General features: G+C 48.0%; 21 protein-coding genes and 3 pseudogenes. 9 read left to right on the top strand and 15 right to left on the bottom strand.

What is annotated here, in order from left to right:
• Nucleotides 1–61: 61 nt before the first annotated feature.
• Together DS743_RS00705 and DS743_RS00700 are read right to left on the bottom strand one after the other, a co-directional pair.
• A complete protein-coding gene (locus DS743_RS00705) occupies nucleotides 62–1660 on the bottom strand; it encodes a type I restriction-modification system subunit M (protein WP_035184424.1) in 1599 nt (532 codons plus the stop codon).
• 13 nt (nucleotides 1661–1673) lie between these two features.
• A complete protein-coding gene (locus DS743_RS00700) occupies nucleotides 1674–4694 on the bottom strand; it encodes a type I restriction endonuclease subunit R (RefSeq protein WP_035184422.1) in 3021 nt (1006 codons plus the stop codon).
• A 331-nt stretch (nucleotides 4695–5025) separates the two neighbouring features.
• On the opposite strand from DS743_RS00700, the gene DS743_RS00695 reads away from it, so the two are divergent.
• Together DS743_RS00695 and DS743_RS00690 are read left to right on the top strand one after the other, a co-directional pair.
• Nucleotides 5026–5400 carry an NAD(P)H-binding protein gene (locus DS743_RS00695; protein WP_035184419.1) on the top strand — a complete coding sequence of 125 codons (375 nt, stop codon included), beginning with the start codon at nucleotides 5026–5028 and terminating at the stop codon, nucleotides 5398–5400.
• On the top strand, nucleotides 5397–5531 hold the full coding sequence (locus DS743_RS00690) for a hypothetical protein (RefSeq protein WP_258316580.1): 135 nt from the start codon (nucleotides 5397–5399) through the stop codon (nucleotides 5529–5531). The genes DS743_RS00695 and DS743_RS00690 overlap by 4 nt, the downstream gene beginning before the upstream one ends.
• 75 nt (nucleotides 5532–5606) lie before the next feature.
• On the opposite strand, the gene DS743_RS00685 is transcribed toward DS743_RS00690, so the two are convergent.
• Nucleotides 5607–6197 carry a hypothetical protein gene (locus DS743_RS00685; protein ID WP_035184416.1) on the bottom strand — a complete coding sequence of 197 codons (591 nt, stop codon included), beginning with the start codon at nucleotides 6195–6197 and terminating at the stop codon, nucleotides 5607–5609.
• Between the two features lie 279 nt (nucleotides 6198–6476).
• Here DS743_RS00685 and DS743_RS00680 point away from each other — a divergent pair, with 279 nt between their 5' ends.
• Nucleotides 6477–6809 carry a hypothetical protein gene (locus tag DS743_RS00680; RefSeq protein ID WP_035184413.1) on the top strand — a complete coding sequence of 111 codons (333 nt, stop codon included), beginning with the start codon at nucleotides 6477–6479 and terminating at the stop codon, nucleotides 6807–6809.
• A gap of 62 nt (nucleotides 6810–6871) precedes the next feature.
• On the opposite strand, the pseudogene DS743_RS00675 reads toward DS743_RS00680, so the two are convergent.
• The 9 genes and pseudogenes from DS743_RS00675 to DS743_RS00635 all read right to left on the bottom strand — a co-directional run bounded on the left by DS743_RS00675 (nucleotide 6872) and on the right by DS743_RS00635 (nucleotide 13483).
• Nucleotides 6872–7191, bottom strand: a pseudogene (locus DS743_RS00675) (carboxymuconolactone decarboxylase family protein).
• Between the two features lie 30 nt (nucleotides 7192–7221).
• Nucleotides 7222–8257 (bottom strand): annotated as a pseudogene (locus DS743_RS00670) (zinc-binding dehydrogenase).
• Nucleotides 8258–8444: 187 nt separating this feature from the next.
• The gene (locus tag DS743_RS00665; protein WP_035184411.1) at nucleotides 8445–8705 is read right to left on the bottom strand and encodes a hypothetical protein; all 261 of its coding nucleotides are present in this window, start codon (nucleotides 8703–8705) and stop codon (nucleotides 8445–8447) included.
• A 158-nt stretch (nucleotides 8706–8863) separates the two neighbouring features.
• Complete coding sequence (locus DS743_RS00660) at nucleotides 8864–9187, bottom strand: ATP-grasp domain-containing protein (RefSeq protein ID WP_231128311.1); 324 nt, start codon at nucleotides 9185–9187, stop codon at nucleotides 8864–8866.
• 105 nt (nucleotides 9188–9292) lie between these two features.
• The gene (locus DS743_RS00655; RefSeq protein WP_171031056.1) at nucleotides 9293–9463 is read right to left on the bottom strand and encodes a hypothetical protein; all 171 of its coding nucleotides are present in this window, start codon (nucleotides 9461–9463) and stop codon (nucleotides 9293–9295) included.
• A gap of 138 nt (nucleotides 9464–9601) precedes the next feature.
• Nucleotides 9602–9943, bottom strand: coding sequence for a hypothetical protein (locus tag DS743_RS00650; RefSeq protein WP_231520489.1), 342 nt, complete (start codon nucleotides 9941–9943; stop codon nucleotides 9602–9604).
• Nucleotides 9944–10424: 481 nt separating this feature from the next.
• Nucleotides 10425–11003, bottom strand: coding sequence for a tetratricopeptide repeat protein (locus DS743_RS00645; RefSeq protein ID WP_003614850.1), 579 nt, complete (start codon nucleotides 11001–11003; stop codon nucleotides 10425–10427).
• A gap of 23 nt (nucleotides 11004–11026) precedes the next feature.
• Complete coding sequence (locus DS743_RS00640; RefSeq protein WP_035184407.1) at nucleotides 11027–12196, bottom strand: DUF2325 domain-containing protein; 1170 nt, start codon at nucleotides 12194–12196, stop codon at nucleotides 11027–11029.
• 138 nt (nucleotides 12197–12334) lie between these two features.
• Entirely contained in the window at nucleotides 12335–13483 is a 1149-nt protein-coding gene (locus DS743_RS00635; RefSeq protein ID WP_035184404.1) for a glycerate kinase family protein, read from the bottom strand.
• A 232-nt stretch (nucleotides 13484–13715) separates the two neighbouring features.
• Between DS743_RS00635 and xerS the strand changes: the two genes are divergently transcribed.
• The gene (xerS, locus tag DS743_RS00630; protein ID WP_002878488.1) at nucleotides 13716–14792 is read left to right on the top strand and encodes a tyrosine recombinase XerS; all 1077 of its coding nucleotides are present in this window, start codon (nucleotides 13716–13718) and stop codon (nucleotides 14790–14792) included.
• Nucleotides 14793–14860: 68 nt separating this feature from the next.
• Here xerS and pyrC read toward each other — a convergent pair whose 3' ends face one another.
• Both pyrC and DS743_RS00620 read right to left on the bottom strand, forming a co-directional pair.
• Nucleotides 14861–16144 carry a dihydroorotase gene (pyrC, locus tag DS743_RS00625; protein ID WP_035184401.1) on the bottom strand — a complete coding sequence of 428 codons (1284 nt, stop codon included), beginning with the start codon at nucleotides 16142–16144 and terminating at the stop codon, nucleotides 14861–14863.
• Entirely contained in the window at nucleotides 16144–17154 is a 1011-nt protein-coding gene (locus DS743_RS00620) for an aspartate carbamoyltransferase catalytic subunit (protein WP_035184388.1), read from the bottom strand. The genes pyrC and DS743_RS00620 overlap by 1 nt, the downstream gene beginning before the upstream one ends.
• Before the next feature lie 405 nt (nucleotides 17155–17559).
• Between DS743_RS00620 and DS743_RS00615 the strand changes: the two genes are divergently transcribed.
• Both DS743_RS00615 and DS743_RS00605 read left to right on the top strand, forming a co-directional pair.
• Nucleotides 17560–18078, top strand: coding sequence for a nitroreductase family protein (locus DS743_RS00615; protein WP_035184383.1), 519 nt, complete (start codon nucleotides 17560–17562; stop codon nucleotides 18076–18078).
• 192 nt (nucleotides 18079–18270) lie between these two features.
• Nucleotides 18271–18603: pseudogene (locus DS743_RS00605) on the top strand (FtsX-like permease family protein); the annotation flags it as partial.
• 58 nt (nucleotides 18604–18661) lie between these two features.
• On the opposite strand, the gene DS743_RS00600 reads toward DS743_RS00605, so the two are convergent.
• Complete coding sequence (locus tag DS743_RS00600; RefSeq protein ID WP_003615090.1) at nucleotides 18662–19285, bottom strand: histidine phosphatase family protein; 624 nt, start codon at nucleotides 19283–19285, stop codon at nucleotides 18662–18664.
• A 343-nt stretch (nucleotides 19286–19628) separates the two neighbouring features.
• Here DS743_RS00600 and serC point away from each other — a divergent pair, with 343 nt between their 5' ends.
• From serC to DS743_RS00585, 3 genes are all read left to right on the top strand, one after another.
• Nucleotides 19629–20711, top strand: coding sequence for a 3-phosphoserine/phosphohydroxythreonine transaminase (gene serC / locus DS743_RS00595; RefSeq protein ID WP_035184375.1), 1083 nt, complete (start codon nucleotides 19629–19631; stop codon nucleotides 20709–20711).
• Between the two features lie 18 nt (nucleotides 20712–20729).
• On the top strand, nucleotides 20730–21905 hold the full coding sequence (locus tag DS743_RS00590; protein WP_035184372.1) for a 3-phosphoglycerate dehydrogenase family protein: 1176 nt from the start codon (nucleotides 20730–20732) through the stop codon (nucleotides 21903–21905).
• Between the two features lie 200 nt (nucleotides 21906–22105).
• Nucleotides 22106–23017, top strand: a complete 912-nt coding sequence (locus tag DS743_RS00585) for an EamA family transporter (protein ID WP_035184370.1) — start codon at nucleotides 22106–22108, stop codon at nucleotides 23015–23017.
• Nucleotides 23018–23124: the final 107 nt, after the last annotated feature.

Here is a 23124-nt window from a genome sequence, read left to right as displayed (position 1 = left end):
TGCTCCCAATCGTCAGTAAAGCCTTTAAACCGCAGTTTAGGGGCCTTTTTTTCATCTTTCATTAGCGGATTTCCTCCTCAAAATCTTCGATGATGCTCTGCAATCCTGCCATGATATCATCGTCACTTGAAGTCAATTCCTTAAGCATCCCTACCAGTTCTTTCTCGTTTTCATTGATCTGTTGGTCAATATCCCGTAGTTCCTTAGCCACGTCTCGCAGATCAATTTCTGGTTCTGGCTCAAAAGTATCAACGTAACGTGGAATGTTCAAGTTGAAGTCATTTTCTTTGATCTCATCAAAACTTGCTAAGTGGGCATACTTCTCAACATCTACTGGCCGCTCTTCATAGGTCTTCAAGATCTTATCAATGTCTTCTTGCCGCAACTTATTCTGAGTCTTAACCTTTTCGAACTCCTTAGATGCGTCAATAAACAGCACGCTCCGATCCTGCTTGTCCTTCTTAAGAACGACAATAGTAGTTGGGATACCAGTTGAGTAGAACAAGTTTGCAGGCAAACCTATTACTGCATCAATCGCGCCCTCTTCAAGCAACTTTTGCCGGATCTTTCCTTCCGCTGCACCACGGAAAAGAATCCCGTGTGGCAGAACGATAGCCATTGCCCCACTGTGTTTCAAGTGGTAGAAGCCGTGAAGCAAGAAAGCATAGTCCGCCTTAGACTTTGGCGGCAAAACACCGTATTTAGAAAAACGTGGGTCATCCAAGAAGCCCTTGTCCGCGCTCCATTTAAGTGAATATGGCGGGTTCATAACAACTGAGTCGAAGTTAGTGGTTTCTTCAGCTGGCCAGTCCTCGTCTAACGTATCCCCGTTTCTCAACTTTTGGTTTGCCAGATCAACGTGGTGCAAAATCATGTTCATTCTAGCCAAGTTAAAGGTTGATGTGTTGATTTCCTGCCCGTAATAAGTAATTCTTGATGAGTTTGGAACATACTTTCTAAAGTTCAGCAGCAGTGAACCTGATCCCATAGCCGGGTCGTAAACGCTCATCCCAGAAGAGTAATCCTTACCGACTAAAGTCAACCGTGCCAAAAGTTCAGAAACTTCTTGAGGGGTATAGAATTCACCGGCCTTCTTACCTGATTCTGAGGCAAATTGACTGATCAAGTATTCGTAAGCATCCCCCAAGGTGTCACCAGGAGTCTTAACCAGTTCTAATTTCCCGATCGCCTTAAGCACTCCGGCAATTGTATCTGTCTGCTTCTGCAAGTTTTGACCCAGCCGCTTTGAATACAGGTCATAGTCGTCAAACAAGCCTTCAAAACTGCTGCCTTGGCTTTCTAGCTTGTTAAAGGCATCCCCTAACTGATTGAGTTGGAAACTGCCATCGTTGGCATTATCTAAGATCTTGGTGTAGGTGTATTCCGGCTCGATCAAATATCCAAGCTCATCCTTAACTTCTTCCAAGAGGTCTTCTTCTTCAAGACTTTCCTCATAGATCTTCTGAGCTTCGTCTAAAGTAATATCATCTTCACCAGCATCTTCAGCCAACTTATAAAGCTGTTGGTCTGAAAGGTACTTATAGAAAACAGTCCCCAAAAGATAGTTCTTATACTCATTGGCGTCCATCTTTGAACGCAAGACGTCTGCAGCCGCAAACAAACCACTCTGCAAGCTAACTGTTGAATTTTCTTCTGCCATATTCTTCTTCCTTCTATGCTTCTCTGTTAATTAACGGGCCAATCTTATCGACATAGTATTGCTTGGCCTGTTCCCGAACTTCACTCTTCCAGCGGTACGGCTTATTTAAGTCAGAATCCGGATTGTCATTCAAGTAGTCGACAAAACGTTCCTTGTCCAAAAGGTCATTCATCCCCTTTTGCTTATTTCCCTTTAACTTAGGGTCATAGTTAGCCATAACGTACCGGAACTGGTCGTAGTCAACCTTGTATTTATCAGCAAACTCACGCATGATTGATTGCAATTGCTGGTCAATCAAGGATTCAAGGAGCTCATCGACCTGCTTGCCAGCGTATTTAGCCGGATCCTGCAAAATCTGCTGCCAGAGCTTCCGCATGATCTCTGCCAAAAGCTCGTTTGTCTTCGCCAATTCATCAATGTGGCCATTGATTTCCTTGACTGTCTCAGGAGAAATTTCATTGCTGCTAGCTTCTTCTTGATTGTTAGAGCTCTCTGGCAAGAATGCCTGGATCAAGTTCATGATATAGCGCTCATCGATTTCCTTTTGTCCGAATGATTCAAGTTCGTATTCATCATCGATGTCGTCATTGTGATCAGGATCTTCATCTGGATCTTTCCGCAGATCGTCCAGAATATCCTCATAAACTCCCCGCATGGCTTCCCAATCATCTGGTGTAATGTCGCTCACACCTAATTGCATTAGGCCTTCTTCGGTATCTAATTCATCATAGGTCTTGATTGCAGCCAAAGCCTTGTCAAATTCTTGGAAAGCTTTAACGAATTTCTTCTTTTCTTCCTTGGAAGCATCATAAATTGACGGTCCATCTGCGTCGAAGCTGTACATTTCAATTTTAGACCGGGCTGATATGTAGCTTTGTTTTGATTCTTCCCAGCTTGGAGCAACCGCATACTTCTCCCCGCCATTAGAATATAGGACGATCGCATCATCAATCTTTTCACTAAAGGTCTTGGGATACTGGTAAGTTACGATTTGTCCCCAAGTCTTGTCTTTATCAAAAATCCGGTTGGTTCTAGAAAAAGCCTGGATAATGTCCTGTGGACTCATTGGCGGCCGGTCAATGTACAAAGTCGACAAACTTGGTGAGTCAAAACCAGTCAGCAAACGGTTAACAACTATCACTAGGTCTAAGCGTTGGTTGTCAGCTTGGTATTGAGCCTTCTTGCGGGCAAGCCGGGCATTAACGTTTTGATTGTACTGATCCAGCTCAGCCATCGAGAAGTTCGTCCCATAAACGGCGTTGTAGTCCGCAAGCGACTGCTTCATCTCATCTTGCACTGATTCTGAATCATCTTCGTTTTCACTAACTGAGTAAGTAATAGCGATCTTTGGGAAGTCTGGTGCCACTTTCTTGATTCGTTCCGGAATCTTGAATTCTTCGTCTTCCCCATCGATGATTTTCTTAAAGATACGGTAGTACTTCTGGGCTTGCTCAATTGACGAAGTCGTCAAAATGGCTGAGTATTTCTTACCAGAAATAAGGCCCTGCTTGCGGTACGCCGCTTTAATTACTGCCGTCGCAACTGAATGCATATGGGCCTTGGACCGGTAAATCTGGTCCATTTTCTTGGTGTCTTCTTCATTCCCATCTTCGTTGCTGCCACCTTGATTATCGATGGAGAAGCCCAAAACCATCTTGTCTCTAATTGCATCCCCGATCGTATACTTGTGCAGGACTGGCCCATATAATTCTTCAGTCGTCCGCGCGTCTTGACCATTCTTTGCCCGGGCATTCTCGTTAAAAATTGGCGTACCAGTAAAGCCATACCACAGCGGTTTGCGGCTAAAGAATTTATCAATCTCCCGCTTTTGGCTAGGGGTAATCGTTCTGTGACATTCATCGACGATGAAGGCTAGCCGCATATTCTTTAAATTCTCATACCGTTTAGGCAACTGATCTAATTCATCAATCCGCTTAAACATGTTTTGCATCTTCTGGCGGGTAGTAACTACTACAGTCCGGTCGCCATCAGTCAGCTGGTCAGCAAGGTCATAACTATTATTTGTTTCGTTAACGCTGATCGTATCGTTGTTGGCGTAAATCTTGAAAGCAGTTGTAGTCTGCGTGTCCAGGTCTTTACGGTCGATTAGGAAGATTGACTTATCAATTGACGGAATTTGCAACAAGTTACGGGCAACCTTGTACGAAGTTAACGTCTTACCTGACCCTGTCGTATGCCAAATATAGCCCGACTTACTCTCTCTAGAAGCCTTAAAAATCGCTTGAATCGCATGTATCTGGTAAGGACGGAGCAGGATAACGCTCTTGCTTTCGCTGTCTAAAACCACATAGTCGGCAATCATATGGTGAGCAGCAGGTATTGACAAAACCTCTTCTGCAAAACTCAGATAATTGTCTACCCGCTTATTATTCTTATCAACCCAGGCCGTTAAAAACTTGGCATTCAAATTCTGCCCAGCAGATATATATCTTGTTTGAGTACCATTAGTTACCACAAACATTTCTACGAAGCTGTAAATGTCAGTAAATTGTCCTTCGTCGATATACTTTTGAATTTGGTTAAAGGCCTTCTTATAAGGAACATTTGGCGCTTTAAGCTCAATGTGAATCACCGGCAAACCGTTGATCAACAAACTAACGTCGAAACGACGGTCTTGATTAAGCGCGGTCTTCTTCTGTAGCTGAACCTGGTGTACAACTTCATAAACTGAGTTTCCACCCGCAATGTTGGTATTGTCTAAAATCAGCAGATCAGCGTCGGGAATAGAAGAATCTTCTCTTCTTAAGTGATAGCGAACCTGCCGGTTGGCCCCGACCATAAACTCCGTTGCCCGGTAAAAGGTCGGTTTAACGATCGCCGTTCTCACCGTCATTTTTTCGTTAGGAGTCAACGGATGGTCATTTAACTGATCCTTATTGTTTGATTCCAAGATACGGAAAAAGTTGTCCCAAAGCTGATCTACGGTGCGTAAATCATCACGGAACTTCCACTGATGGACATCCTGCGTCAACTGCGCGATTAGGTTGTCTTCCAGTTGTGATTCTAAAGTCATAGCTTTCCCCTTCCCTAAACAGCAACTTACCTAACGATGCTGATTGTATTACATTATAAATACTATTTTAACTTTTTCTCTACTGAAGTGAAAGCATTTCCTTTTGATCAACCTTTATTGCCTATTTTCGAAAAAATAGGGCTGAAAAAAGGGCTGATCCTATGTTATCCGCAATCATGATCTTTTATATACATCAGAATTTACAGCATTTGATATCTACTATGTCCTTCCTGCATACTATCTTGCACATTGAACATTTTTCAAAAAGCTTGCGCCCCGCTATCATAAAAGCATCAAGAGAATCCTACAAGCAGAAAGGAAAATAATAAACATGAAATTACTGATTTTGGCAGCTAACGGTCAAATTGCCCGCATTGTTGAAGAAAGAATTTTGACTGAAGACAAGTTCAAGGATGTTGACCTGGTCTTGCTCCTGCGCCGGGCCAGCCGCTTGCAAAACTTAAAAGACCGCTACCCAGACCGGGTAACTTTGGTCGATGGTGACATCAACAACAAACAAGATGTAGTTGACGCGGCTAAAGGCTGTGACATGATCTTCTCAGCTGTCGTTGACCATGACGACGCTGGTAACAACCGCCCAACCAAAAACATTATCGCGGCGGCTGAAGCGAATAAGATCAGCCGGGTGATTGAAACCAGCCTTTTAGGCATCTATAATGAAGTTCCAGGAAAATTCGGCAAGTGAAACCGGGACTTCTGCTTTGGCGGCAACCCAGAAGGAAGCTCTCCAGTCAATGCCGACCAACTTTTGGCAGCCGGGACAGCCTGGGGATTGCTGACCCAGATACTGACGGTTTGACCCGCCCTGTATATTAAAAGGTATAGGTCTGCTCAACCAGCACAATGCCTTAACTTAATGACATTGTCCGTTCTGAACTACCATTTTTTGCATTACAGCATCCCATACCCGATTACTTTTTCTTCGACTTCCCTAATAACATCTTCAGAAATGTCAGTGACGGCAATGCGATAGACTTGATTCAGACGGGGATTGTAGATACCTAAATACTTGATGCTTTGAAACTCGGGATGAACCGAATGCAAGCCCATCCGCCAGTACATAAGTAGTTGCAGTGTGTACTCTTTTTTCACCTTCGCCTTCGACACCTTAAAGTCCCAGAGGGTGTCAGCCGTGGTTAAGTCACCATCCCCCTTGCTTACCGTGTCTGTATAGCCGCCTTCAAAAGTAAATCCATCCAGCAGCTTTGGGCCATAGACTTCAAGAAAATGCAGTGAGCGTTCAACCATCGTCCTCACGTTTTGAATCGTTGCTTGATCCGGCTTAATCTCGCTAACTGGCTTATAGCCAAGGCCAGCCCGGTAGTAGACATCGAATCTGGTCAGCTTAATGGCATTCGTAATCGAGCGATCATCCAGTCCTTTCACTTCTGCCAGCAGCTTTGCAGCTAAAGCATCTTCTCCAATATTACTTGCTCCCCGCAGCGAAATTTCGAAAGATTCTTGGGCACTTGCCCCTGACATAAAGCGGGTCAGATAGTCGACAGCTAAACCAACCAGTTTTTACCTATAGAAACAATGTTCTAATTCTTAGGAGAAAAAAGTGATAACAATATAATTTCTTGCGTATCTCCAGACAAAAGGAAGACCGGAAAGAGAATGGGGTCTCTTTCCGGCCTTGTATATTAAATCACTTAAATTTCTTCACCCAGGTAGGCGGCAACTTGATTAACGTCCTTGTCCCCTCTGCCTGACAGGTTGACCATGACAATTTGGTCGGGATCCATTTCCGGTACCATCTTGATGGCTGGCGCGCTTGCCGCGGCTATGACTGTTGGTCTGGTGGCTGCCCCTAAGGCAGAAGCCAGCTCAGCTAAGTACACGGTCAACCATTACCGGACAGTTAAGAAATACAAACATGGAATGAAGGCGACTTTTTCCTACCAGTTGCCGCAACTGAAGGGCAAGTCTGCCGCGGTTAAGAAAACCAACAAGAACAAAAATAATGTCTACTTCAAGTCAAACAACTTAAAGAAAATGAACTTTGTCTTGAAGAAGGGCAAAGTGTACGTGTACCCGCAAGTATATGGTTATAACATGGACAAGTACTTCACCCTGCCTTCCCGCCACAAGTAAACTGTAAAAACAAAGATCGTCATTCCCCCATGTGGTCTGACGATCTTTTTGTATATTCTGCTTTAGTCCCCGTAGACTTCTTCAATCAACGGGAAAGTGCTCCACGCCTTAGGCCAGCCGCAGTAGAAAGCAAGCTGAGTAACAATCTCCACTGCTTCTTCCTTGGTGATCCCATGCTTTTTGCCCAATTCCAAGTGGGCTTTCAGTTGCGGGTACAAGTCTGCGGAAAACAGCGCCGCAATAGTAATCATGCTCCGGTCTCTCGCCGACAATTTGTCTTCTCTTGACCAAACTTCCCCAAACAAGACGTGTCGTTCAGCTCCGCAAACTTCGGTGCCAACTTGCCCAAGTAATCGAGGCCTGCAGTTTGTTTTTCTGCCATTTTTATCACTCAATGCCCTTTTTTAAAAAATTACTTGTCTGCCACGACCAGCAATGACTTAATTGCTTGCCGTTGATCCATCGCTTCATATGCGTCTTGCACATGATCAAGGTCAAAACTCTTAGTGAAGACCTTACCTGGGTGGATTTCGCCCTTCAAAACAGCGTCCAGCAAGACTTCCTGGTCGTAAGTAGTGACGTTAGCGATCCCGCCGCGACAGCCGACATTCTTCCAGAAGAACTTGTTGGTTTCAGGTTCCTTTTGCGGAACCCCTACCCGGCCGACAATCGCGCCAGCACGGGCGATCTGACCAGCCTGATCGATAGAGCTGCTTGCCCCAACGCATTCCAAAACAGCATCAGCACCGTAGCCGTCAGTCAGTTCCAAAACCTTCTTTACCGCGTCTTCACCACGTTCACTGACGATGTCAGTTGCACCGGATTCCTTGCCCAAGGCTGCCCGGTCTTCGTGGTGGCTAAGCAGAATGATCTTTTCAGCACCGAGCAGCTTAGCCGCGATAACCCCGCACAAACCAACCGCGCCGTCACCGATAACTGCTACTGCATCCCCCGGCTTAACTTCCGCGCTAGCCGCAGCATGGTAGCCAGTTGCCATAACGTCTGACAAAGTCAACAGGTCATTCAATTGCTCTTCAGTGTAGTCGCTTGGCTGGCCAGGGATTTTTACCAAGGCGCTGGCATTCTTAAAACGCAGCTTTTCAGATTGGTAACCCTTGTTGCCGCCAACTTCCACGTTTGGACAGTTGCCGTCAAAACCAGCCTTGCAGATCTTGCACTTCATGCAGCCGTGGGTGAACGTAGCGATAACGAAATCGCCGACCTTGACATTATCAACCTTGTCACCGACTGCTTCTACGATCCCGATGGCTTCGTGGCCAACTGTGCCTTCCGGCCGGTCAGAAATGCCTCTGAACCACCACAGGTCTGATCCGCAGACGCAAGCTCTAATTACGCGGATAACCGCGTCGGTGTCTTGTTCAAGTGTTGCATCTTCAACTTCCCGGGCTTCAACCAGGCCCTTTTTTTACGAAATATGCTGCTTTCATTTTTTCTCGCTTTCTGTATAAAAAACCGCTAACATTCTTTAATAATTATTGTAGCCTTTAGCTATACTTTTGGCGAATACTTAGCTTGTATATTGGTATACGTGAAATCTATAGTCCCTTAGATCGCAAAACCGCATCCCATGAACGGGATGCGGTTTGTTAGTATGGAGTTTGATTAAACTACAGATTAGTTGCTTTCCTTGGTTCCGATGACAATGACCTTATCAACCGGATTTTTAACCTCGAGTTCAGCATCTGCTTGGACATATCCCGTTTTTTCATCTAAATAGTAAGGAGTGATACTTTTTGTTGAGCCATTTTCCCCGCCTGTAACTATCGTAGTCCCCTTTTCAAACTCTCTTGCCGCAAACTCTTCTTCACTCATATTGTTTGCAGCTAAAAGTTCCTGCAATTCCCCTGGTCCAAGCCGGCCATCGCCTTCTGCCATGATTCTCCTATTCTTCTGCAACAAAATATTCTTGCATTCTTGGACAAGTTGCTCTTGCGTGAGACGCCCATGCTACGTCATGTTTACCATGATCGTTGTCAAAGCCATCCCTAACTGCGTCCCCTCTTGCTCCGTAAGACTCAGATTGTTCTTCTCCATCAATTCCAGGTAAAAGCCTTATCCTTAACCGGCTTGATAAAGTAACCTGCCAACCACTTTTTCTCATTTCTGGAAAAACTATTTATCGTATCCCGCCAAATCTTTCTCTTTAAAAACGGCTTTAATATTTCCGGATAGCAGTCCATATAAGTTGGATGGCCGAATTCTTTAAACACCCATTGGCATTGCTCAATATAGTCCAGCACTATGTCCTCTGGGCCAATTTTTTCCTCAATTTCGTCTATAAAGTGATATGGTACGATCTTAGCGCCTAATTCCCGGAAGCCATACATTGCTGTAGCGATATTAATACTGTGCGGCACATCCAGAATTCATTTCCTTGTCGCGCCTAACTCTCATCCAAACTTTCATTGTCAGCTCCTTTTTCCATCAAAAAACGCCTCCCAGGTCTCTAGGAAGCGTTTCCCCTACATCACGCTAATCAATAGCAAACTGATCAGCAGGGCCAAAGTAAAGCAGATGCCGATCAGCCAGCCCAGGATCTTAAACGAGACCTTGAGCAGAAAAGCGGCGATCGCCACCGGCACGGCCACAATAGTTAAAAATATCAGTAAAATCAAAAACGAAATCGTAAACATAATAGTTACCCCAACTTGTCCTCTATCCCCTGAATACAAGTTTAAGGTAACCCAAGCAGGCGCGGACTGTCAACCTTCTTGCTTTTACTATCCCCGTCATAACATCCGTCCGCATCACGACATTGTCCCGGCTAATCTTCATGTGCTGACCTTCTGGGTAAAATTGTTGAAGCGGTTCAGCAAAAAGCACATCCCGATCGCAATCGTCAATGAGGTCGTCCGTAAAGCTCCCCCGCTCACTTCCTGGATCACGATCCCCAGAAAAACCACGAAAAAGGTATAGAACATAAAGAGGCAGTCGCCGCTGAAAGTCTTTTGCTCAAACTGGTGATAGGCAGATACAATCGCGAACATCACGATAATGCAGATAATGAAATAAACGTAGTAATAACGGCCTTGATGATAGTGGTTATTCTGGTCAATCGAAAAGGTCCAGCCGGTAGCAATTGACGCAAGCTGGAAGAGAACATTCCCCGGCAACAATACTGCCAGCAGGCGGTCATACTTTGAATGCCGAACCCAAATATGAATAACGAAGTAGCCTAGAAATGGTATCAAGCTGTGGTTTAAAAACTTGTTGATTACCAACCATATTCTGTATTGGCCCGAGCAGCCATCCAACATGACCGAAGTCCACTCAATTAAATTGATGATTAGCAAGAGGCCTAAAGACCAGTAGCTGTTGCTTGCTGTAGTGGATGTTCTTGTAGACCAAGGCAAGCAAGCCAGCAATAAATAATGAAATAATTATCTAAATAGTTGTATAGTAGTCTAGCAGGTTGACAGCAGCATGCTGGTTAAACACGCATAATCTATCTATCACTTTTACATCTATCCAGTTATTATTATCTTTGCATATATCATTATAAGCCAATCTGATTGTGAGGCCAAAGAAAATAGCTATTTTGGATAAATCAGAAAAAAGCAGCTACCCGGTTCGCCCCAGGCAGCTGCTTAAAACTTATGAAAACATTTCGCTTACTATCTCATCATGCAGCTTGTTGATCCGCTGGCTGGTCTTTTGCCAGTTGTACTCGCCATGCTGCTTGTTCCGGTAGGCATAAAGCTGAGCCTCATTGATATACTTCAAGGCCAGGTCCCAGCGCTGGTCAGTCCCCCAGCCTCTGGCGTAACAAAGGGCCAGGCGGTAGTCGATCTCAGCAATCATGTCTTCGTCGCCTTCCTGCAGGACGCTTTCCGCCATGCTGTAATATTGAAAGGCAATCTCGTCGTTTCTCTTTACAAAATTGCCAAAACGGAAAGCATCCCCCAGCTTATAGAAGGCATTAGGGTTGCCGGCCAAAGATGCTTGAGTAAAGTAGTAAAAAGCCTTCTCCTGGTCGGCTTCACCAACCCGGCCAAATGCATAGATGTAGCCTAAATTGCACATAGCCTGGGAATTGCCGTAGTCAGCTGCCTTTTTATAGCACTGCAGGGCCAGTTCATAGTCCCCCTGCCTGTAGGCTTCCGCCCCCCGGTCCAGCCAGGTCGCACCGATTTTATCCATCTCAACGAATTTATCTTTGTCCAAAAATGCCACTTTACCGCCAACCTTTCTAAAAATTAACTAAGTGCCAGCTCCTTGACCGGATACGCGATCGGCTGGGTAGATGTCTCATAAGCCGGCAGGCCGTGCATAGCCCGGTAGATCGCCCGCTCAATTGAAGACAGGCCCGCCGAGTCCGCGATGGCCAGCCGCTTGGCATACTTGCGCAGAGCCTTGCTGGTTGAGTGCTTGTTCAAATTCTGCACCATGACCGTTACGTCAGCTCGCTTGAGAGCGTGCTTGTAAAAAGATTCCGTATCGGAAAACTTGAAGGCGTCAATCACCTTGCAGCGGCCGTGGTGCTCACCTACCATCTTCTGAATCTCCTGGCTGCGGAGCTCATTGCCGATGACCACCGCCACGCTGCGGCCATGCAGGTCGAAATTCAAGGTCGTTATGCTCTCTTCTTTATCCTTGTCTTCCTTTTCGCTTTTTACCTTCTTTTCAGCCGGCTTTTCCTTCTTTGGAGCTTCTTCTCCCTTAGTCTGGCTGACCCAGCGGACGATCATATTGCTGGGGCTGTTCTTATACCAGGCCAAGTCAACGATGTCGCCTTCATGGACAAAACCTGTCTCGGTTTGCCCAGCATCAATGATCGCCGGCACCTCATAGCGGTCAATGCCCGCGCACTCACTTAAGCTCTCGCCCATGGCGCTGCGGCTGACATACAAGTCGCCGGCAGGATCCCTTTCTACGATCCCATATGACATAGTCGCGATATTAGAAGGCAGGTTGCCGGCTTCCACTATCCGGACTACCCGGGGCGGCTGGCTGCTGGGGTCCAGCTCGACTAAATCGCGGTTTTCCACGTTCAGATTTCTGACGGCCAGCTCATTGATCTCGCTGACCAGGTCCCCCTGCTCGGTGTAAAAACTCCCGCCCTTCAAGGCCCGGGAAAAGCGGCAGAGCTGGTAATGGATGCTGGCGGTTGGTTCTTCATGACGGATGATTTTAACTTGCTTCTTGTCCTCTGTTTCCGCATCTGCTAGGTCCCCGCCGCTATCTGCCTCTTCAATGGCGTCTGAGTCATCAGAATCTTCTTCGTCTTCATCATCCAGGTCAACTCTGGCCAGGGTCAAGAGGTTTTCAATCGCGACTGCTCCCAGGCGCAAGGATGTACTGCTGTCGTCCAAAGCATCCAAGATGTTCCGCACTTGCTCACGATAGTCTAGATAGTATTCTTTCATCTTTTTGCACCCTTTAATTTTTGAATTCTCTTTCAGCGTCTATTCTTATTATCACAATTTTTTGAAAAAAATTACAGAACATATGCGAAAAAATCGGCTGAAAGACAAAAAATGCTATTTTTCCTTAACAGTAAGCCTTTACTGTAAATTTACCCTGGCGGCCTTAACCACCCGGGCTACGTTTTCACTGGTCCGGGCTAAATTATCTACTCCGCCTGCTAAAGCTTCCGGCAAGCTGCAGATGCCTGGCAGGATGCCAAAAATCCCCGTAAAGCCTGCTTCATATAAGCTGTCAATTCCATCTCCAACCTGGCCAGCCAGGGCAAAAACCGGTATGCCAAGCTTTTTGGCAACTTGGGCCACGGCATAGGGTGTCTTGCCGAACTTAGTCTGGAAGTCAATCCCGCCTTCACCCGTAAAGACATAGTCAGCATCCCGCATCTTTTCCGCCAAATGGCTCTCCTCGATCACGATCTGGGCGCCCGCCTTCATCTGGCACTTGCTGAAGGCCAAAAAGCCCGCTCCCAGGCCGCCAGCCGCCCCGCTGCCAGGAACGTTCTCTACGTCTTTTCCAACTTGCTCCTTGATCACAGCCGCATAATGGTGAAGGCTAGCGTCAAGCTTCTGGACCATCTCCTTGTCCGCACCTTTTTGCGGGCCGAAAACCGCAGATGCTCCATTGGGTCCGGTCAAAGGATTGGTCACGTCACTAGCTAAAATGATTTCAACTTCTTTTAAGCGGGAAGCCAAGCCGCTGGTATCAATTCTGGCTAATTGGTCTAAACTTCCTCCGCCAAAAGGCAGCTCTTGGCCATTTTTATCTAAAAACCTAACCCCTAAAGCCTGAGCCAGGCCGGCACCGCCATCGTTAGTCGCGCTGCCGCCTAAGCCCACGATAATCTTTTTAACGCCCCGCTTCAACGCGTCAAGCAGCAGCTCCCCGGTCCCAAAAGTAGTTGCCGTCATTGGATCGCGGTCCTTTTTCGCAAGCAAGCCCAGGCCGCTGGCTGCTGCCGTCTCGATCACCGCGCATTCCCCGTCATTGATCAGACCATAGCTGGCCAAGAGCCTTCTACCATCGGGACCGGTAACCATCTTTTCCACTTTTTCCCCGGGGATGCAGGACAAGATTGCATCGACCGTCCCTTCCCCGCCATCGGCCATGGGGACCTGGACGACTTCGGCCTCGGGAAAGACCCGCTTGATCCCATCTGCCATGGCCTGGCAGGCCTCTTTGGCTGACAAGCTTTCCTTGAAACTGTCGCTGGCTGTAATAAACTTGAGCATTTTTCTGCCTCTTTCATTTTTTCAATAGTCAGCTCTATTTTACCGCTTTTCTAAGCAAAAAGCCGCCTGGCTGAAAGACAGTCAACTGATCAACTAGCTGTCGATTTGACTTCTTTCTAGTATAATTAAGCTAACGGAAAAATATTGGTAATTATAGCATCTTAGAAGAAATGCTGACCATCATTGAAGACGAGTACAAGAACCACTTTTTGGAGAAAGGATAAGGAGTCATATGGAAACCAAGAAATACCTCTCCCTCATCGACCGGGAAATGGCCCAGATGCCGGACTTCGTCAAGGAATACCAGCTGGAAACAAGGCACTCTCTGACCACCAGCTACCAGTACTTAACGGAAATCCGCCGCTTCTTCTCCTGGCTGATCGCTGAAAATTTGACCCAGGCGAAAAGTCCCAGCCAAGTGCTGCCAAGCGACCTGGAAAAATTGAGCCGAAGTGATGTCATGCTCTACCTGGATAAACTGGAGCACAGCAGGAACAAGCAGGGCCACCTCAACTCCCCGACGACCGTCAACCGGTCGCTCAACGCCCTGCGCTCCTTGTACAAGTACTTGACGATCACGGCTGACAAGAACAATGGCGAGCCTTATTTTGACCGCAATGTCATGCTCAAGATCAATTCCCTTCCTTATACAAGCACCTTGAACTACCGGGCTCATGCCTTAGAAGCTCACATGTACACCGGCAACTTGAAATACCAGTTCATGGACTTTTTGGACCAAAAATTTGCCGGCCTCTGCAGTGGACGCGCCCTTTCTTCTTTTAAGCAAAACAAGGAACGGGACATGGCTGTCATCGCTTTGATCTTAGGCACGGGAATCCGGGTTTCTGAATGCGCCGGGGTTGACATGAAGGACCTCAACTTAAAAGAGGCAACTTTAGATATCACCCGGAAGGGCGGACAGAGAGACTCAGTGCCAGTTGCTGACTGGACCCTCCCCTACCTGGAAAAGTACCTGGCAATCCGGGCAGACCGCTACAAGGCCCCAGCCACTAACAAGGCCTTTTTCTTAACCAGCTACCACCAGGAATGCCGGCGGATGACGACCAATGCCATCGAAAAAATGGTTGGCAAGTATTCTGCTGCCTTCGGCCACCCGCTCACTCCCCACAAGCTCCGCCACACGGTCGCTTCTGAACTCTATCAGGCGACCAAGGACCAGGTCATGGTCGCCCAGCAACTGGGGCAAAAAGGCACCTCAGCCACCGACCTATACACCCACGTTGACCAAAGAGAGCAACGGGCCGCCCTCAATGCCAGCGCCAAACAAAATAAGTCCTCCTCTGATTAGAGAAGGACTTATTTTCGTCTTTTGCTAGTTATTTTCTTCTGTGGTAAAAATTTTATTTTGCCATTTGCCTAGTCGGCAAAATGTTTGCTCTTGTAAACCAGCTTGCCGCTGACAAAAGTCAAGGCGGTCATGCCGTAGACTTCCTGGCCGGTGAAAGGTGTGTTAACCCCCTTGGACAAGTAGTCTTCTTCGGACAGCTTTTCGGCGTGGTCCAGGTCAAAGACGGCCAGGTCGGCTTCCTTGCCTGGAGCCAGGACACCAGCGTCCAGGCCAAAGAGCTTGGCTGGCTGGTAGCTCATGAGGTCCAAAAGCAGGCTCAGGTCCATTTGCCCGCTCTTGACGAACTTGGTGTAAAGGCAGGCAAAAGCAGTTTCATTGCCAATGATCCCAAAAGCAGCCTTCCGCATATCACCGGCCTTTTCTTCCCGGCTGTGCGGAGCATGGTCAGTCGCGATCAAGTCGATCGTCCCGTCCAGCATCCCTTCAATCAAGGCAAACTGGTCTTCCTTTGATCTAAGCGGCGGGTTCATCTTGTAGTAACCGTTGTTGCCGTCGATCTCTTCTTCGCTCAAAAGCAGGTGGTGGGGTGTGGCTTCGGCGGTTACATTGATTCCGTATTCCTTGGCGATCCGGATCAGTTCCACGCTTTCCTTGGTAGAAACGTGGCAGGCATGGTAGTGAACCCCGGTAGCCTGGGCCAAAACCAGGTCTCTAGCCAATTGTGCAGATTCACTGACCCCCAGGATGCCTGGCAGGCCGAGTTCTTCCGCCTTCTTGCCGGCATTCATCACCCCATGATGGTAAAGAGAGTCATCCTGGATGTGCTCACAGATGGCCAGGCCTACCTTAGCAGCTTCCTGCATAGCTTCATACATAGTGCCGGCTTGCTGGATGCCGTGGCCGTCATTGCTGAAGGCAAAAGCCCCCGCTTCTTTCAAGGCCGCCATGTCAACCACCTTATCACTGGTCAGGTCTTCAGTAATAGCCCCGTATTGCTTGAGGTGGACGCAGCTGTTGGCTTCGTTTAAAGCAACCTGCTTTTCAAAAGTTTCTAGGTCATCTGGGATCGGGTCAACATTAGGCATGGTGCAGACCGTGGTGAAACCGCCCCGGGACGCTGCTTCAGACCCCGTCTTGATGGTTTCCTTGTAGGTAAAGCCTGGCTCTCTGTAGTGTTCGTGGATGTCCACTAAGCCAGGTGCCAGGAGCTTGCCCTTTAAGTCGTAGACTTCAGCACCCTCTTCTGGCAGATCCAGGCCGATGGCCTGGATCTTGCTGCCGGAGATCAAGACGTCTTCTTTGATGAATTCGCCTTCCTGGTAAACCAGGCCGTTTTTTAGCAAAATGGCCATTATTCAAGGCCTCCCAACTTACGTCCGCGCAGAACAGCTTCAATCATGGCCATTCTGACAAAGACCCCGTTGTGCATTTGGACAGCGTAGCGGGACTTAGGTGCTTCAACCAGGTCACCGTCCCATTCAACCCCGCGGTTGATTGGGCCCGGGTGCATGATGATGGCGTCATCCTTAAGCATGTCGTAGCGGCGTTGGTTCAGGCCGTAGGCAGCGTTGTAGTCCTTGGCATCAAAGAGCTGTTCAGTCTTGGCTTCTGCCCCGTTGTGGCGTTCGTGCTGAACTCTGAGCAGCATCAAGACGTCCAGTTCTGGGATTTCATCGTCAATGTTCTTGACATAAGTGCCGTACTTGCTGAATTCCTCAGCGTTGTACCAGTATTCCGGACCTGAGAAGTAGACTTCCGCGCCCAGGGTATTCAAGATTTCCATGTTTGACCGGGCAACCCGGGAGTTGGTCAAGTCACCGACGATCATGATCTTCAAGCCGTCGAAGTGGCCGAATTCGTTGTAGATGGTCATCATGTCCAGCATGCTTTGGGATGGGTGCTGGCCGGAACCGTCACCAGCGTTAACCAGGCCCATTTGCAGGTGCTGGCCTTCCTTTGGGCGGATGATTTCGTTGTAGTAGGCGTTTTCCGGGTGTCTGATCACGCTGAGTTCGATGCCCAGAGATGCCATGGTCAGTTCAGTGTCGTAGAGGTTTTCCCCCTTGTTGACTGAAGAGTGGGATGGGTCAAATGGGATTACAGTCAAGCCCAGCCTTCTTTCAGCAACTTCAAAGCTGGTGTGGGTCCGGGTTGAGTTTTCAAAGAACATGTTGGTGCAGAAGATTGGCCGGCTCAAGGCTGGTACTTCCCCGCCGTTCTTGAAGTATTGGGCTCTTTGCAGCAGGTGCAGCACGTCGTCGGCGCTCAGTTGTTCAACGCTGACAAAGTAAGGCAGACGGAGCAAGTTGTCTTGCTTGTCTTCAGTTTCGACAACGACTTGGTTTTGGCTAACAGTGGTCATGATGATTTGGCATCCTTTCGAAAATAACTTAAGCAAAAAGACCATTTTATACACTCAGTCTCCGTGTCTAAAATGGTCTCTCAAAGTCTGCTTAAACTGTCCGAAAAGCTTCCTCCCCGGTCTTCCTGTCAATTCGAATGTTTGCCAAGAATTTCTTGTTTATATATGGATTTTGAGCTGCCTTCTTAGCCTCACGGGACTAAATTTAAAGGTCATTCATATATTTTCTTAACTATAAAGACTTTTGCCCTTTAAGTCAAGCTTTTTTATCGAAAAAGCAGGGAACTTTTTTGTAGAAAAAGTTTAAAACCGTTTTCAACCGCTTACTGAAGTGATTGCGGTATAATCGAGCTAAGGAGTCGACAGACATGTGTTTTGTTAGATTGACAGGAGGGAAAATCATCCATGAAGTTTACGAAATTGTTGAAATCACGTAAGTCAATCCGGACTTATACTGGCAAGCCGGCTGACAAGAAGCAGATCAAGAAGATCATCGAAGCAGCTGAACTGGCTCCAGTAGCCCGCGGCTTATACGAGAACTACCAGCTGACGATCATTAATGACCCAAAGCTTTTAAAGGAGATCGACCAGGAAGCAGCCATGATGTTTGGCGATCTGGAATCACATCCCTTGTACGGTGTGCCGACCTTGATTTTGGTCTCTGCCAAGAAGCAGGACGAGATGGCCTATGCCAGTGCCGGGATTATTGCCCACAACATGGTTCTGGCTGCTGAAAACAAGGGCCTGGGGGCTTGCTACCTCTTTGGCGCGGCAGCTGCTCTGGCCACTCACCCAGAAACAGTTATGAAGCTGGACCTGCCAGCCGGCTTCATGCCGGTCTGCGGGGTTGGTATCGGCGAAACTGAAGAAGAACTGACCATCCGCGACCAGAAGCTGGATCGAATCGGCATCAACGAAATTTAACCGGCAAGAGTTGCTCTCATCATTAATTTGTCAGCAACTTGTAAGAGCGTGGCCATTTTCCGGCACGCTCTTTTTTATGGCTAAAGTAAGCTATCATGGCACTTATTGAAGTGAAGCATAATACAAAAACTTACCAGTCCGGTGACACGACAGTTTACGCCAACCGGGACATCAACTTCGTGATTGAAAAAGTCCAACATCATTGTTGAGGAAATAATCAGAGAGCTGTCGACCATCAAGGTGCTCGGCTTCTTTGACCAGGAAACCACCCTCTACATTTACAGGGAAACGATTATCCTCTCCATTATCGGCATCCTCTGCGGCTACCTGGCCGGGATCGGCCTGCACACCTTCATCATCACCAGCCTGCCGCCAGACAACGCCAGGTTTGACCCGGCGATGAAGATCAGCAACTTCCTCTATTCAGCCTTAATTCCGGCCGCGATCACTGCTTTAGTCGCCTTGATCATGCACAAGAAGATCAAGTCCGTCAACATGCTGGATGCTTTAAAGTCCGTTGATTAAAGAGCAAATAAAAGAACGGAACCAAGCGGTTCCGTTTTTCTATATCTAATAAATATCGCTAAAAAGCAGTCACTGTCCGGTTGTAGTAGACCAGGTGCTGCTTAAATGACAGGGGGTCAACGAGGATCTTGGTGACGGAGCAGTTGTCTGGTTCCAGGATCTGCAGGCCCTGGCCGCCCGTGGCATTAATGGCAAAAGATCTGACCGTGAAGCCGTGGGTCACTACCACGATCTGGTCTTCTGGATACTTTTGGCTGATTTCCTCCACGAATTCAGCGGTCCGCATTTCCACATGGGCAAAGCTTTCCGCCTTTGGGGCTGCCTGCACGTAGTCTTCCGTCACGTCATTGACCAGGGGAGAAAAGTAATTCGGGTATTCAGCCATCAATTCGCTGTTCTTTTGCCCATCCCAGTCCCCGTAGGAAATCTCCAGCAGGCGGTCGTCCGTTTCAACCGGCAGGCCGGCCTTCTTGTTCAAAATTTCGGCTGTCTGCTTGGTTCTGACCAAGGGGGAAACGAAAAGGCGGTCGAAATTGCTGATATCGAACTGGTCAGCCAGTTTTTGCGCCTGCTCCTTGCCCAGGTCGGTCAAGTAGGTGTTGGGAGTATTGATGGTCCCCTGCTTCAGGCCCGCCTTGTTGGCAAAGGTTTGCCCGTGCCGGATAAAGTAGAATGTGGTCATGCTGGTCCTCCATTGTTTCTAGACTTTCTTTTTCTCTTTTCTTTGCTAAGAAATATTATACCAAAATTAAAATTGTGTTGACATTTCTAATTTTGTACTTATAATAAAATTAATCACACGAAAGGAGCGAAAAAATGTTTACTTTACAGACAATTCAAATGCAAAACAAACTTTTTTCCTCCTCCCAGTCTTCTTCCACTTAAGAAGGCTGCGATTTGTGATGGCCTTCAGCACAGTTTAAAACAGTGAGGCCGAAACAACAACTCCAACATAACATCTCATGGCAAAGGGCACTCACGCAAGGCGGGTGCCCTTTGTTTTTTCGGAAAGGAATTCTTCACTTATGACATGCTACAACTTCGCGGCTGGTCCAGCCATGCTGCCGGTCGAAGTCATTGCCCAAATCAAACAAGACTTGCCAGATTATGCCCACAGCGGCATGAGCGTCATGGAAATCTCCCACCGGTCAGCCCTTTACAAGGAGCTCTACGCGGAAACCAAGGCCAACCTCTTGGAACTTATGAAGTTGGACCAGGCAGAATACGACGTCCTCTTCTTGACCGGCGGGGCAACCCAGCAATTCACCACAATTCCTTTGAACCTGGCCCGCAAGTACCACCGGATTGCGGTCGTGGACAGTGGTCACTGGGCCCAAAGAGCAGCAGAAGACGCGGCTAAAGTACCAGGCCTAACCGTTGACATCATCGCTAGCTCCAAGGACAACGATTACACTGCTGTTCCGGAAATCCCGACTGAATTTGATCAAGACTACGACTACCTCCACATCACGACCAACAACACTATTATGGGGACGGCCTACAGAGACGACCAAATTCCTAAGACCGACATCCCTATGGTAGCTGACATGTCCTCCAATTTTCTGGGCCAGGAATACGACTACAGCAAATTCGCTGTTATCTACGCCGGAGCGCAGAAGAACCTGGCCCCTGCCGGCTTGACCGTTTTGGTCATCAGAAAGGACCTGTTGGTCAAGCATGATGACCTGCCTGGCCTCTTTGACTTTGCTACTGAAGCCAAGAAGGAATCAGCCTTGAACACCCCGCCAGTCTTCCAGGTTTACGTGGCTGGCTTGGCCCTTAAGTGGCTTAAGGAAAAAGGCGGCGTGGCCAGTATTGAAGCCATCAACCAAGAAAAGGCCAAGCTCCTTTATGACTGCCTGGCTGACTCCAAGAATTTTGAGAGCAAGGTTGATCCAGACAGCCGGTCAATTATGAACGTGCCTTTTGTCAGCGGCGACCCGGACCTGGACGCGGAGTTTGTCAAAGAGGCAACCGCCCACCAGCTGCTTAACTTGAAAGGCCACCGCCTGGTTGGCGGGATGCGGGCAAGCATCTACAACGCCATGCCGCTGGAAGGGGTTCAGGCCCTCTGTGACTTTATTAAGGATTTTGACGCCAAGCACTAATTTTTGAAAGGATTCCCCATGTACCAAATTAAAACTTACAATGCCATTGCTAAAGAAGGCTTAGCCGAATTCGGCGACAACTACCGGATTAACCAAACTGACAATCCAGATGCCTACCTGATCAGATCAGTTGACCTCCATGACCATGAATTTCCCAAGAATTTGAAGGCCATCGCCCGCTGCGGGGCCGGCTACAATAACGTGCCTTTGGACAAGGCCCTGGAAAATGGGACTGTGGTCTTCAACACTCCAGGCGGCAACGCCAACGCCGTTAAGGAATTGGTACTGGCTTCTATGATCATCGCCAGCCGGAACATCGTGGCTGCCGCCAACTGGTCAGCTAACGCCAAGCCGGGCGCGGACATCACCCTGCGGACGGAAAAGGAAAAGACCAGCTTCAACGGAACGGAATTGCTGGGCAAGACGGTGGCCGTGATTGGTTTGGGCCACATCGGCTCACTGGTAGCCAATGCCTGCCTTGATTTGGGGATGAAGGTTGTCGGCTATGACCCATACTTGACGGTTGAAGCCGCATGGCGCTTGTCAGACCATATCAACCGAGCCACCAGCATCGCTGACGCCGTTAAGGACGCGGACTTTGTGACCGTCCACGTGCCAAAGAACGAGGAGACGACCGGTTTGATTGCTGACGCCAAGATCGCGCAGATGAAGCCAAACACTATCTTGCTCAATTTTGCCCGCCTGGGGATCGTTGACAACAAGGCTGTCGTTGAAGCCTTGGCAGAACACCGTTTGGGCAAGTACTACACCGACTTCAGTGATGCCACGATTTTGCACAACGATGACATCGTCATCATGCCCCACATCGGCGGATCAACGATTGAAGCGGAAATCAACTGTGCCCGGATGGCAGCAAAGCAAACCATCGAATTTTTGGAAACTGGGAACATTATCAACTCGGTCAACCTGCCGAACGTGTCAGCACCGTTTGAAAGCGACCACCGGATCACTTTGATTCACAAGAACATTCCAAACATGATCGGGCAGATCTCAACCTACCTGGCTGGCCGTGGCATCAACATTGAAAACTTGGTCAACAAGGCCAAGGACAAGTACGCCTACACCATGATCGACATCGATGAGATCGACCAGGCGACCCAAGACGAGGTGGTGCTCAACCTGGAACAGATCCCGGCTGTTACCCGCGTCAGAATCTTGACTCACAAGAAATAGCTGATTTTTTAAACTTTGACTCTCTATCCTTACCATTTGAAACAAACCCTGGAAGTTGTTGATCGCGACTTCCAGGGTATTTTTTGACTTTGTTGAAGAGTCCTGCCAGCAGTGTGGTAAAATGGACAAGGTTGTTTTCTGAAAATATGCGAATAATGATGAAATCTATATCTAGAGAGAAAGAAAATTAGAAAGAAAAGATGAAATCAAACAGCAAGTGGGCTGGCCTGGCAGCTGCTGCCTGCATCCTATGGGGTATTTCTGGCCTCTTTGCCAAGGGCCTCTTTAACTTGGACCCCCGCATCACGCCGATTTGGGTTACGCAAATGCGGCAGGTTTGCTCAGGATTGATCCTGTTAACTGTGGCCCAGCTGACGGGCAAGCATCCCTGGCAGGTATGGAAAGACAAGAAGAGCGCGGTTCAGCTTCTGGCATATGCAGTTATCGGCGTTCTGCCCTTCCAGTACTGCTTCTTTTTGGTAGTAGCCCAGGCTAACGCGGCAATCGCGACGGTCATTCAGTTTATCGGTCCCTTCTTTGTTTTGGCCTATCTGACTTTGACTAAGCAAGAGGCTCTGCGGCCGTTTGATGTCGCGGCCAGCCTGCTTGCTTTTGGCGGAGTCTTTCTCCTGTCAACGCATGGCAATATCCATGACCTTAGGATCGCGCCTCTTACCCTTCTTTTTGGCATTATGTCAGCGGTTGGGGCAGCGGCCAACAGCTTGCTTCCCCAAGCCCTGGTGACCAGGCAGTCCACTATTTCAGTTACTGGCTGGGGCCTGCTTATCTCTGGTTTGATTTTGACGGCAATTCATCCAGTCTGGCCCAGCCTGCCGAGTTCACCGACCGTCTATCTCAACCTGTCAGTCGTCATCGTTATGGGCACGATCATCCCGACTCTTTGGCAAAACCATGCTTTAGGCCATATTTCGGGGATGACGGTCGCCTTTATGGATGCCTTTGAACCGCTGGCCTCCATGATTGGCTCCATCATCGTCTTTCACTTTCAGCCGAAGATGATGGATTACGCGGCATCTGTGATGATTATTTTTGCCGTACTCGCCCTCAATTGGACCCCGCGGAGCAAAATCAAAGCCCGGGTTGAAAAATAATCGAAAAAAAACAGCGTCAGCAGATTTTCCTGCTGATGTGACCCCCAAAATTGGGACAAATTAATATTAAGCCGTTAAGGTTGTTAAAACATGATTCCGATATTCAA

It is taken from the genome of Lactobacillus leichmannii (assembly GCF_024701915.1).
Taxonomy (GTDB): Bacteria; Bacillota; Bacilli; order Lactobacillales; family Lactobacillaceae; genus Lactobacillus; species Lactobacillus delbrueckii.
Note: the sequence above shows the minus strand (reverse complement) of the source record. Positions and strands in the feature narration are given on the sequence as shown.